This is a genomic window from Billgrantia ethanolica, assembly GCF_021404305.1.
In the GTDB taxonomy this organism is placed as follows: domain Bacteria; phylum Pseudomonadota; class Gammaproteobacteria; order Pseudomonadales; family Halomonadaceae; genus Halomonas; species Halomonas ethanolica.
In genome coordinates, this window is record NZ_JABFTX010000001.1 from 1,674,237 (window position 1) to 1,685,868 (window position 11,632).

At 59.0% G+C, this 11,632-nt stretch carries 15 protein-coding genes and 1 tRNA gene; 15 read left to right on the forward strand and 1 reads right to left on the reverse strand.

What is annotated here, in order from left to right:
- Window positions 1-246 precede the first annotated feature (246 nt).
- On the reverse strand, window positions 247-825 hold the full coding sequence (locus HOP53_RS07675) for a YqaE/Pmp3 family membrane protein (protein WP_234269468.1): 579 nt from the start codon (window positions 823-825) through the stop codon (window positions 247-249).
- A gap of 324 nt (window positions 826-1,149) precedes the next feature.
- Here HOP53_RS07675 and HOP53_RS07680 point away from each other — a divergent pair, with 324 nt between their 5' ends.
- From HOP53_RS07680 to HOP53_RS07750, 15 genes are all read left to right on the forward strand, one after another.
- On the forward strand, window positions 1,150-1,557 hold the full coding sequence (locus HOP53_RS07680; RefSeq protein WP_234269470.1) for a CBS domain-containing protein: 408 nt from the start codon (window positions 1,150-1,152) through the stop codon (window positions 1,555-1,557).
- Between the two features lie 450 nt (window positions 1,558-2,007).
- A tRNA-Gly gene (locus HOP53_RS07685) sits at window positions 2,008-2,081 on the forward strand.
- A 177-nt stretch (window positions 2,082-2,258) separates the two neighbouring features.
- Complete coding sequence (locus HOP53_RS07690; RefSeq protein WP_234269472.1) at window positions 2,259-3,557, forward strand: tyrosine-type recombinase/integrase; 1,299 nt, start codon at window positions 2,259-2,261, stop codon at window positions 3,555-3,557.
- Entirely contained in the window at window positions 3,554-4,111 is a 558-nt protein-coding gene (locus tag HOP53_RS07695; RefSeq protein ID WP_234269473.1) for a hypothetical protein, read from the forward strand. The genes HOP53_RS07690 and HOP53_RS07695 overlap by 4 nt, the downstream gene beginning before the upstream one ends.
- A 97-nt stretch (window positions 4,112-4,208) precedes the next feature.
- On the forward strand, window positions 4,209-4,433 hold the full coding sequence (locus HOP53_RS07700; RefSeq protein WP_234269474.1) for a helix-turn-helix transcriptional regulator: 225 nt from the start codon (window positions 4,209-4,211) through the stop codon (window positions 4,431-4,433).
- Between the two features lie 436 nt (window positions 4,434-4,869).
- Window positions 4,870-5,127, forward strand: coding sequence for a hypothetical protein (locus HOP53_RS07705; RefSeq protein WP_234269475.1), 258 nt, complete (start codon window positions 4,870-4,872; stop codon window positions 5,125-5,127).
- A complete protein-coding gene (locus HOP53_RS07710; protein ID WP_234269476.1) occupies window positions 5,117-5,296 on the forward strand; it encodes a hypothetical protein in 180 nt (59 codons plus the stop codon). The genes HOP53_RS07705 and HOP53_RS07710 overlap by 11 nt, the downstream gene beginning before the upstream one ends.
- Window positions 5,289-5,483, forward strand: a complete 195-nt coding sequence (locus HOP53_RS07715; protein WP_234269477.1) for a hypothetical protein — start codon at window positions 5,289-5,291, stop codon at window positions 5,481-5,483. The genes HOP53_RS07710 and HOP53_RS07715 overlap by 8 nt, the downstream gene beginning before the upstream one ends.
- On the forward strand, window positions 5,480-5,986 hold the full coding sequence (locus HOP53_RS07720; protein ID WP_234269718.1) for a CHC2 zinc finger domain-containing protein: 507 nt from the start codon (window positions 5,480-5,482) through the stop codon (window positions 5,984-5,986). The genes HOP53_RS07715 and HOP53_RS07720 overlap by 4 nt, the downstream gene beginning before the upstream one ends.
- A complete protein-coding gene (locus HOP53_RS07725) occupies window positions 5,964-7,529 on the forward strand; it encodes a DUF3631 domain-containing protein (protein WP_234269478.1) in 1,566 nt (521 codons plus the stop codon). Before HOP53_RS07720 ends, HOP53_RS07725 begins: the two co-directional genes overlap by 23 nt.
- Window positions 7,529-7,927 carry a hypothetical protein gene (locus HOP53_RS07730; RefSeq protein ID WP_234269479.1) on the forward strand — a complete coding sequence of 133 codons (399 nt, stop codon included), beginning with the start codon at window positions 7,529-7,531 and terminating at the stop codon, window positions 7,925-7,927. Before HOP53_RS07725 ends, HOP53_RS07730 begins: the two co-directional genes overlap by 1 nt.
- Entirely contained in the window at window positions 7,920-8,495 is a 576-nt protein-coding gene (locus HOP53_RS07735; protein WP_234269480.1) for a hypothetical protein, read from the forward strand. Before HOP53_RS07730 ends, HOP53_RS07735 begins: the two co-directional genes overlap by 8 nt.
- Before the next feature lie 185 nt (window positions 8,496-8,680).
- Window positions 8,681-9,670 carry a major capsid protein gene (locus HOP53_RS07740; RefSeq protein WP_234269481.1) on the forward strand — a complete coding sequence of 330 codons (990 nt, stop codon included), beginning with the start codon at window positions 8,681-8,683 and terminating at the stop codon, window positions 9,668-9,670.
- Window positions 9,671-9,714: 44 nt separating this feature from the next.
- On the forward strand, window positions 9,715-10,122 hold the full coding sequence (locus tag HOP53_RS07745; RefSeq protein ID WP_234269482.1) for a hypothetical protein: 408 nt from the start codon (window positions 9,715-9,717) through the stop codon (window positions 10,120-10,122).
- On the forward strand, window positions 10,109-11,479 hold the full coding sequence (locus tag HOP53_RS07750; RefSeq protein ID WP_234269483.1) for a phage terminase large subunit: 1,371 nt from the start codon (window positions 10,109-10,111) through the stop codon (window positions 11,477-11,479). The genes HOP53_RS07745 and HOP53_RS07750 overlap by 14 nt, the downstream gene beginning before the upstream one ends.
- Window positions 11,480-11,632 lie beyond the last annotated feature (153 nt).

Here is an 11,632-nt window from a genome sequence, read left to right on the forward strand (position 1 = left end):
TTACGATAGCGAGACTAGCTTAGCGATCATTAGAGAGCAACCATCATGTTCGTCAATATACCTAGACCTTAGTCTATGAAATTCCCCTTGCGATTTCCTTTGCGATTTCCTTTGCGAAAGCGCTGCGAATAGCGGCTCAGGGCGTGCGAGCCCGAGCATATCGCTTTCGTTTTCAATCTCACTATTCGCAAACGAAAATGGAGTCCAGTACGCAGGTGACTCCTGTCATGGAGCCCGGGAAGGACATCACCCAAGCCGTCGCTGCAGCCACAGCCAGGCGTAAATGCAGCCCGGCACCCACCCCAGCAGGGTCAATGCCAGGCTGTAGACGACTCGCTTCGCGCCACCCTGGGAGAGGCCCACCGCCAAGGGTGGCAGCAGGATGGCAAGCGTCTTGAAGGCGAAGCGCAGCGCTGGAGGCATCGGCTCGGCCGGCGATGATGGCGCTACCGGCGAGAGGGGAAGCGACGATGACGTTGCGCCTCGTTCAGCCTCCCGGCCCGGCCTGGTAGCACTGGCCGGAACGGTGTCGTTGGCGGGGGTATAGTGCTGCACCGCCTCATCCGCCTCCCGCGCCCTCCGTTCGATCTCCAGGGCCCGCCGATGCGCCTCGTGGTCGATCTTCTGATCGATACTCTCCGACCCTTCCGCCAGCTCATCGTGATAGCGCTCCCAATCCTCCCAGTCGTGAGGAGTGCCCGCTCGAGGCTGGTGCCCACCGGCCTGGCGGGCACGCTCCCATGCCTTCTCTTCCAGCGTATTGGGACGCTCCTCGTCGCGACTGCCATCGAGGCCCTTTCGTGCCATGTACTCACGCGCGTCCATCTGCTCCTCCCTCACTACGGTAGCGGTGTGCCAGCCCATCTCTCAAACTAGGCTCTGCCTGAAAAAGTGCCTAGCTCATGCAACGTTGGATTCCCCTGTACCCGCGCATGTTCCGGCGCCTGGGACCACCGCTCCCGTGCGCCCACGACAGCGTTGGCCAGGTGTTGAAGACACTGTTTAAGCCCGAAGCGATTCAGCTATGCTGAAAGTGTCCGAAAAAGGAAACGCTGAACAAATCGTCGAGCGAGATGAAGCACAACGCAGGATTCGCTCGCACAGGCGTTCGTGCAGTGTTTCCAAAGCGCTCGAACAAGGAGATGCGCCATGCAAAACAGGGCCCCTACCATCGTTCGCGAGATCATGTCCCGGGATTGCTACCGGGTCACGGCCAACACCTCGATCACGACTCTGGCCGAAGGCCTGGCCCTACATCGCCTGCCAGGCGTGCCGGTCGTCGATGACAACGACCAGCTGATCGGCTTCATTTCCGAACAGGACGTGCTGGGCAAGCTGCTGCAGAGCGCCTATCTCAACGACGAAGCGCCACTGGTCAAGGAACTGATGCGCAACGAAGTGCTGTCCGTCTCGCCCACCAAGAGCATCACCGATCTGGCGCAGGAGATGCTGGGGCAGAAGCCCAAGGTCTACCCGGTAACTGAGCAGGGCCGCCTGTGCGGCATCGTGACTCGCCGCGATGTGCTGACCGCCATCCTGCGCATGCGCCATACTTGAACCCGCCAGGCCCTGCCGAGCCAACGGCAGCCGGGCCTGACACGCTCACTGAGCGAAAGCAAAAGCAGCAGGCCCTACGACCGGGCCTGCTTTGACGTGTGCTCTCCTGCCACCCCATCGGCAGCACAAAAAAAACCGCCCATGGGGTCATGGGCGGCAAGATCGAAACTGCGAGCCAGAGCAACAGTGTTAGCGACTGCCATCGCGCTGTTGCCTGTATCAGATATGACAGCAGCAAGCAAAAAAGTTCGCCACTGTTCGATAATTTTTTTGTCCGTTTGTCACCGCGACCTCTGGCGCACGCCACCAGGGCGCCCACCACGGCACCGCACCGACCATCACCGAACGAGCAAAATTCAGTAAAAACAGCAACATGAAAAACAAGCAGCAGCTAATCGGCGGGACGGCTTGCAATGCTCAAGCCCTTGGTTTTACTATCGAAATCCCTCTGCGGGTGTAGCTCAATGGTAGAGCAGAAGCTTCCCAAGCTTAAGACGAGGGTTCGATTCCCTTCACCCGCTCCAATGCCCATTTCCCTGTATGCCTACCAGTGTTCCCGAACTAGCTTAGAATCCTCGATGATACCGGCACTTAAGCCGGTTTTTTTGTGCCCCAATGTGCCTGAATGACGACGTACAGCGCTTGTCACCGTGTATGCCCCTGTGTATGCTTCGAATAGGGACAAACTGAGGCATACAAATATGAAGCGGACTGAGATAAAGAAGCATCCCCTTCAAGATGCCGTGCTGGCCTCGCTGGAACCTGAGAGCCAGGCATACCGAGTACGAGACACCCACGATAAGCCGTTGTATTTCCGAGTGAAACCAAACGGTACGAAGTCATGGGAGCTGCGTTACAAGAAGCCTGACGGCTCATGGAGCTGGTACGGCTTGGGCGGCTATCCGGACCTGACCGGCAAGGCTGCGAGGGCGAAGGCAGACGAAGCGCTCGAACTGGCACGCGAAGGCATCGACCTGGTGAAGCATCGCCGGGAACAGCGGGAAGCCGAGGATGTAGCCAAGCTCAATACCTTCCGCCGTGCCGCCGAATACTGGTATCAGCGCAAGGTTGAAGCCGGTCGAGCCGAGAAGACGCTGAAGGGAATGCGCTATGCCCTCGATAACGACATGCTCCCTGCCATTGGCGACCGCCAGCTCGATACCCTGACCCATGGTGACTGTGCCACCCTGCAAGAGAGCATCGAAGCCAGGGGAGCCCACAACACAGCCGAGAAGGTGCGCGTCTGGCTGCGTGACATCTTCGGCGTGGCCATGGCCAAAGGCTGGTGCCAGCACAACCCCGCCACGGAAATGCACCGTGTAGCCGCTGAGGCCCCGAAGGAACAGCAGTACCCCCATCTATACGAGTCGGAGCTACCGGCCTTCCTGGGGGCTCTACGGCGCTCTAGGAGCCGCCTTATCGTATCCACCGCCACATGGATGACGCTCTACACCGCTTCACGCCCTGGCATGGTGCGTATGGCCGAATGGACAGAACTCGACCTAGACAACGCCCTATGGTCAGTGCCTGCCGAGAAGATGAAGATGGGACGCCCTCACCTGGTCCCCCTGCCCCGCCAGGTTGTCGAGATGTTGCGCGACCTCAAGCGCGTATCGGGACGCAGCAAGTGGGTATTCCCCAGCAGCGGGCCGAAGACGCCCTATATCAGCGATGCCACCATCAACAAGTGCATTGCCTTAGTCGGCTATAAAGGACGCCTGACCGGCCACGGATCGCGCCACACGTTCAAGACGCTCGTATCTGAACATGGCTGGCCCGACAAATGGTCGGAGCGCCACCTGGCCCACCTGAAGAAAGGCGAGGAGAAGACCTACAACAAGTCGGAGTACCTGGCCCCGCGTCGTCTCATGGTGCAGTGGTACGCCGACTATCTCGACGCCCTGGAAGCCGGATTGACCAAGGAGCAGAAGGTCGACTTTGCCAAGCGGGTACGCCAGGCACAGGAAACCAATGTTGTTGAGCTGGTGAGGCGAGCATGAAAAGAATTGAATTCGACCCGTATCAGTGGGCAAGAGAAGGATATTGCGAAGATCCGCATCAAAACCCTGGTGAGCTTATCAGGTCATGCGTTTCTCAAGTCGAGCAACTGCGCTTGGAAAACCCAAGGAACCGAGAGATAGCCCAGCGAGCCGTTGACTTTGCAAATTTGGTAGCAGGCATCGTTGATACTTGGCCAGGGAGTGACGATGAGGAGCAAAATGAGAAGGTGCGGAAAACAATTGTCGGCGCTTACCTAATGGGCTTGGAAGCCGCATCCCTTGCCGTTGACACCCGCACCATGGGAACCAGCGTTGAAGAGGCAATTGAGAAACTGAAAAAGGAGGGGCTGCGCGCAGCAGCAAAGGCGGCAGCGGATGCACGACACAACAAGCCCGGTGGAAGTCGAGAGTTAAAGGAAAAAATTCGCGCCATATGGGCTACAGGAAAATACAGCTCCCGTGACATATGTGCTGAAGAAGAATGGGCGGCCTTAGGCTACAAATCTTTTGCCGCAGCGAGAAAGGCTTTACGCAACACCAAAGACCCGACCTAGCCTGTACGCGCAGAGGACAGCCGCTGCGCGCAATGCGTATTCTGGCCAGTGCCAGCCTATGAAAAATTGAGAGCGTAACTCATATGGAGGCGTTCTCATGAATCTTGAAGCACTGCCCTTAGACAATCAGCTCATCACCCAGCAGAACCTTTGCCGCTCGCTCGACATGACACGGAGCGGCATCGCCAAGCTGAGGTTGAATGACCCCACCTTTCCCCGCCCCATCAAGTTCAGCGACAGCAAGCAGGCGACCTGCTATTTCTCCGTTGCTGAAGTACAGGAATGGATAGAGTCCAAGCTGGCCGAGCGAGGTACAGCCTAATGGTCTTGACACGTTCTTGTATGCCTGAGTATGCTCAAGGTGCTGCTGCAAATTCAGTAGCCGACCTTGGCCGGTCGAGAGAAACTTGGCGCACAAGCGCCCCTACCATGTCAGGCGCTTTTTTCATGCCTGCCATGCGCTATGGCGGCTGTGCGTGGGACACCTTCGGGTGTGCCGGGTTCCAAGTTTCCCGGTCGGCCAACCCGCGTACAGTCGCCCCCATCCGCTGCTTGGCCGCAGCCGGGGACGGCTCCAAACTTGGAGACCTACCCATGGCATCATTCCGCCTATTCCCTACCCGCAAAGTGTCCGAACGCGCCGCTGCTCATCGAGCAATGGCTAAGGCCGCTCTCTTCTCCGATTCAAGCGCTGCCGTCCGGCTTAAGCGCTACAACTCCCACATGGCTAAGGCCCGCCGCCTCGAAGGAGGTGCAGCATGAAATTCACCGATACCGACCGCTACCAACTGTCTCGTGCCTGCCTGGGCGGCTGTGCTGACGAGATGGCGAAAAGCTCCCATGCCATGAGCGCCATTATCCGGCTACTCCAGCTCGACCTGAATGGAGAAATCGAGCTGAACGACTTCCACCGGGAGGGACTGCTGAACGCTCTCGACCAAATGACCGCTGGTCTGAGCCGCCGCGCCTCATTCGCCGAGTCCCAACTGGATAAGGAGTTCGAGAATGACGATTGATTCAGATGCCCTTTATCTCGACCTCGATACCGGCAAGGCCAGGGTACGCAAGGGAGCCGTCTGGATTCCCGTCGAGCGTCTGCTGGCTGACTCCGAGGCAAGCGAGGAGCTGAAGCGCCAGGTTCGTGAGGCGCTGCGCCTGTGTGGGCTGGGAGGTGCGAATGACTGACCTCGACCGTGAGCAAATCGGCAGCATTTCGACCGCCCTGGCTCGTATCTGTGACGCCATGGAGCGCGAATGCTCGGAAGGTCGGCACATCGACCTCGCCACCACTCGCCAGCACATCAAGCAGCTACGCCTAGCGTCCCGGCTGCTGTGGTTGCTTCGGGAGGAGAAGCCATGCAAGCACAAATGAAAACGCCTGACCTTGGGGGAGGCCAGGCGCAAAGGAATACAGGGATAACCCATCATACCGCCGATGTTAATGGACTGCTAGCCCGCCTCGATAAGGTGAAGCGGACAGGACAAGGCCGATGGGTTGCCTGCTGCCCTGCCCACCAAGACAAGCACCCTTCGCTGTCTGTTCGTGAGACTGACGATGGCACTGTCTTGGTGAAGTGCTGGGCTGGCTGTGGCGCTGCTGATGTGGTGGCTGCCGTTGGCCTGAGCCTGGCTGACCTGTTCCCCAATCGACCTGATGACCATCACCGGAAGCCCCTTTCAAAGGGGCAACGGTGGATACCCCGAGACGTGCTCGGTTGTGTCGCCAGAGAGGCCCTAATCGCCCTTCTGGCAGCCGAGCAAGTCAGCAAAGGGGTAGCCCTGCATGAGGACGATATTCAACGCCTGGCGGTCGCTGCTGGCCGCCTTCGCGCTGCTGCTGAGGGAGTAGGTTATGAGTTCAAACTTAGCCGTTGATACCGGCGCGGCCTGGCTGGATGAACGTCGCAGCCTCGAAGACATGGCCGATGAGCACCGAACCGCTGAAGACGACGCCATGGACATTGTACGGGCTGCCCTTTCACGCTTGGACGATGACCCTGGCGCACTATTCGAGCCGGATATGCTGGAGCGTATCGCAGAGATTCGGCAGCGCAATGCCGCCGACTGGCAGCGAATCCGGGCCGATGCCAAGGCCAAGAAGGTGCAAGTCTCCGAGCTGGATAAGCTGACCCGTTCGGTTTCCAGTGGTGACGGTAGCGAGCTGTTCCCGGTCGTCACGCCCTGGCCTGAGCCAGTGGGCGGGGCTGCCCTGGTGCGGGAGCTATCGGACACGCTTCGGCGGTACGTGATATGTGAACCGGAGGTTGCCGACGCCGCCGCGCTATGGATTGCCTTCACTTGGTTCATAGACGAGGTACACGTCGCGCCGATCGCCAATATCACCGCGCCGCTGCCGAACTGTGGCAAGTCTACCTTGCTGGAGTTTCTGGAGACGTTCGCCTTCCAGCCGCTCAAGTGTGACGGCATTTCCCCCGCCGCGCTGTTCCGCTCCATGGATAAGTGGACGCCTACCTTGCTCATCGACGAGGTAGATACCTTCCTGCGCGACAACGAAGACGCCCGAGGCGTGCTCAACTCAGGGCATCGCCGCAACGGCTTCATCATTCGCGTGGTAGGTGATGACCATGAGCCGAAGCGGTTCGCTACCTGGGGAGCCAAGGCCCTGTGCGGTATCGGGGGCATTGCTAATACCCTGGCAAGCCGTTCGATTCGGTTGGAGCTAAGGCGAAAGCTGCCCCATGAGGAAGTGGAGAACATCCGCTTCATGCCTGCTGACCTGGCTAACCGGCTTCGCCGCCAGTTGGCCAGGCTTCAGGAAGACCTGAGCAGCGACGTAGCGAAGGCACGCCCGGAGCCGGTTCCCGGCCTGAGCAATCGCAGTGCCGACAACTGGGAGCCCTTGCAGCAGATTGCCGAGGCTATCGGCGGGGAGTGGCCCCAGCGCGTCCGCTCGATTGCCTTGGTTATTACCCGCATGGATGACTCGGAGCAGGCCCCGGACGTGGGCACGGAGCTGCTGAAGGACATCAAGACCGTCTTCGAGGAAAAGGCGGTTGACCGTATCTTCAGCACCCCGCTAGTGAACGCCCTTCACGCCGACAGTGAAGCTCCCTGGAACACCTGGAACCGTGGTCAGCCAATCAGCGCCCGCCAGGTTGCGGCCAAGCTCTCGGACTTCGGCATCAAGTCGAAGCAGATTCGGATTGGCCACGAAACCAAGAAGGGATACCTACGCCAGGACTTCGAAGAAGCGTTTCGGCGGTATCTTTCCGCTGGCACCCCCGCCAGAAGCGAAACAACGAAACAACGCTTTGGAAACAGTGGGTTAAGTGCAATCCGTAACGAAACAAAGGGGCATCGTGTTTCGGATGGGAACAATCCTAAGCCATTGAATCAAAAGGGATGTTTCGATGTTTCGGATACAGCTACCCCCTTCGGCGATGAGGAGCTGTTCTAATGGCTGCTCTCGATTATCTGAAACAGCATGGGCTCCACGTCGAGCCCTTCTCAGGAGACAAGATTGTCGTCAGGCCATCGGAGCGGCTTAACGATGAGCTACGCGCCTGGATTAAGGCCCACAAGGCCGAGCTGCTGGCTGAAGTTCGTGCCGATTCTACCGACTGGCTTTCATGGATCGCCGACCGCTGCCCCATGGTGCCGGAAGACCGTAGCCACGTCGCCCGGCTCATGCTGACCCTTCACCCTCGGATGCAACAGCGCCTCGCAGAACGATACGTCGAGGCATGGCGGTCTGCTGCTGACGATGAACCCACCTACCACCGCCGTGATAACGCTGGCCGCCGTGCTGCAAACCTCATCATTACCAAACTCATGAAAGGTGACGATTATGTCTGATATGACCATCGACCAGCTTCAAGCTGAGAACGACTCCCTGACCGCTGAGCTTGAGAAAGTGAAGGCCAAGAATGCCGAGCTGCTGGGAAAGCTGAAAAAGGCTCAGCAAGGCAGCGGTGAATCATCGGAGCGCCTGGAAGCCCTGGAGGCGGAAAACGAAGGGCTGAAGACCGAGCTGCGAAAGTTCACCTTCGATGCCCCGGTAAACTCAATCTTCGAGAGTATCAGTGGTGCTGGAAAGATATTCCGAAAGGCTTTTGAAGAGCACTTCGACATTATCCAAGACGAAGAAGAAGGCAGGTTCTGGATTCATGAGAAGGATGGCAGTCCTACCTTGAAGCAAGTCAAGGTCGGCAAGTATGGGAACGACACTCAGCCAAGGGAATTGAGCGATGGCGAAATCAAAGACTTGATTCTTGAGCGTGAGTTGAAGGAGCTGGACTACTTCATTCCCAAGCCGGTGGGCAGCGGTGCGCCTGGCAGCAATGGGCGAGGCCACTACTACGTAAAGCCTGAGCCAGAGTCGCTTAGGAAGGAAGAGAAACCCCAGCAATTCGGCATCCGATAAGCTATAATAGGGAGGTGTACTTTCCTGGTCGGTGGTACATCGGCGGCTCTAATGGGGCCGCCATCCTTCCGCCCTAATGGGGCACGCCAATCAGCCGCGCAGCGCTGGTAAAATTGCCCTAATGGGGCACACTCCGAGACTAATGGTCCGTGAGAATCACTCAACCCTTTTTCAAAGGTGATTCCATGGCTACTGTACGCCTGACAGATATTATCGAACCCGCCGCCTTTACCGGCTATACGCTTCAAGAAACCATGCAGAAGACTGCCCTGGTGCGTGCTGGTGTCGCGGTCCGTAACAACGTCATTGCCGAGCAGCTTCGGGCTGGCTCTCACAGCTTCACCGTTCCTTTCTGGCGCGACCTGGAAGACGACGAAGCCAACATCGTTAATGACGATCCCGAGATTCATTCCACCCCCAAGAAGATCGGCAGCGGCAAGCAAATCGTCCGCAAGTCCTATCTGCATCAATCCTGGTCCGCTATGAACCTGGCGTCTGAAATCGCCGGGGATGACGCCCTGAAGAAGATTCAGAGCCGAGTGGTAGCGTATTGGGACCGCCAGCTTCAAAAGCGCCTAATCGCGTCCCTGCGCGGCATCATGGCTGATAACGTGGCCAACGATAGCAGCGACATGATTCTCGACATTTCTGCCGAGACTGGCGCTGCTGGTGTCTTCGGTGCTGAAGCCGTCATCGACGCTACCGGCACGCTGGGCGACTCCATGGGCAACCTGGTGTCGATCGCCATGCACTCCGACATCTACCGCCGTGCCCTGAAGAATGACCTCATCGAGTTCATTCCCGACTCCCAGGGCGGCACCATCGCCACCTTCCGGGGCCTGGCGACTGTGGTAGACGATGGCTTGCCGGTCGATGAAGGGGCTTATACCTCTGTGCTGTTCGGTGCTGGTGCAGTGGGCTACGGCACTGGCGAGCCGGTCGTCGCCGATGGCACGGAAGTCGAGAACCTGCCCTCTGCCGGTCGTGGTGGCGGTCAACAGATTCTCCATTCCCGTATGAACGTCGGCATTCACCCCGCTGGCTTCACTTGGGTCGAGGATACCGTCACCGACGAATCCCCGAGCTTCGCCGAGCTAGCCCTTCCGGCCAACTGGAATCGCGTGGTCGAGCGCAAGGCCATCCCCCTGGCCTTCCTCATCGCCCGCGCCGAGTAATCCAGAGGAGGCCCCTTCGGGGGCCTCTGCCAGGAGGTGAATACATGGCCAACGTGAAGTGCAACGGCAGCCAGAAGAAGCCGCCTCGGGGAGCGGCGAAGAAAATACTCGAGATGAGCCGGGAAGGGCTCTCTAAGGCCGGTATCGCTCGGGGGCTGGGCTGTTCCCCCAAGCTGTTGAATGCCTGGCTGGACAGTTACCCCGAGCTGCAAAACGCCTTGGATGAAGGACGGGAGCTTGAGCATACCGAGCTGCGTAGCTCGCTCATGCAACAGGCCAGAGGCGGCAACGTTACCGCCGCTATCTTCCTGCTGAAGTGCCGGCATGGCTACCGCGAAGGCGACCAAGGCGACCTTGCCAACCGTGTCAGCGTGACGTTTAACCTGCCGGGGCCGATGAAGCTAGAAGACTTCTCCAACGTCATCGAGGGGGAGTCGCATGCAGACGATTGAGCTGAACGATTTTCAACAGAAGGTGCTGGCAACCCCCGAGGAATTCGATTTGTTCCTGGGCGGCGGTCGTGGTGGCGGTAAGTCCTACTGCCTGGCCCTGCTGGCTATGCGCCACTTCGAGATGTACGCCGAGAAGGCCCGCATCCTGTACTTGCGGAAGACCTACAAGGGGCTTGCTGACTTCGAGCTGATAACCCGCGAGCTGTTCGCCATGGTCTACGGCACGGCTGCCCGCTACAACGCCGGGGAGCATGTCTGGAAATTCCCGAATGGCGGCTACCTGGAGCTAGGCCAGCTCGAAACCCAAGGCGACTATGCCAAGTATCAGGGACGTTCGTTCACGCTGCTGATTATTGACGAGGCGGGACAGTACCCAACCGCCGACCTGCTGGACATCATGCGCTCGAACCTGCGCGGCCCCAAGGAAATGCCCGTTCGTGTCGTTGTAGCGGCCAACCCTGGTGGCCCTGGGCATCATTGGCTTGCCCGTCGCTACGTCTTTCAGGCTGGCCCCTGGAAACCCTTCCATGAGAGCAAGAGCAAGCGTCAGTGGATCTACGCGCCCTCAACGTTCGATGGAAACCGCTTTATTGATACCGAGCAGTACAGGGACCAGCTCGAAAGCGCCTGTCCCGATGACCCGGAGCTGCTACGCGCCTGGCTTGAAGGGGATTGGGCAGTGAACCGAGGGGCCTACTTCGCTTCGGTGCTGGAGGAAGGCCGCAACGCCGTCGATACCTGGAAGGACATTCCCGAAGACTGGACCGTCTACCTCGCTCACGACTTCGGCAGCAGCGCCCCTAGCGTGACGTATATCTGCGCTATCTCACCGGGAGGTGAAGGCCCGGACGGGAAATTCTACCCGCGTAACAGCATCGTCCTGGTGGATGAGCTGCATACGGCTAGGCGGGAAAATCCCAACGTGGGGCTTGGCTGGACCGTGCCTGTGCTGGCTGAGGAAATCGTGAAGTGGTGTCGGGAGTGGGACGTGAAGCCGCAAGGCGTGGCCGATGACGCCATCTTCGCCAAGACCGGCTCGGGAGCGGGGAGTATCGCCGACGAGTTCAGCAAGGCAGGCGTCCAGTTCGATCCCGCGAAGAAGGCCGACCGAATCACCGGCTGGAACGTCATGCGCCGCCTACTGGCCGATGCCGGGAAGCCCGATAAGCCGGGGCTCTATATTGCCCGTCATTGCGGGTATTTCTGGGAAACCGTGCCGTACCTCGCCAGGGACCAGAAGCGCATCGAGGACGTGGAGACTACCGGCCCTGACCACGCAGCCGATGCCGTGCGGTATGGCTGTCTGAGAAAGGAGCCCCACAAGGTCGGCATGAGACGAATCAGAGGAATGTTCTAGCAGCAGGGGATTAGTCGGCGAGTGCCCCAGTCCATGAAAACCCCGACAGCCTGCGCGTCATCTCCGAGTTATGGCGGTGGCAGGCACCCCGAGAGCCCTGGCCTTGTGCTGGGGCTTTCTCCATTTGAAATGGAGGTAGTGAGGTTTCCACGC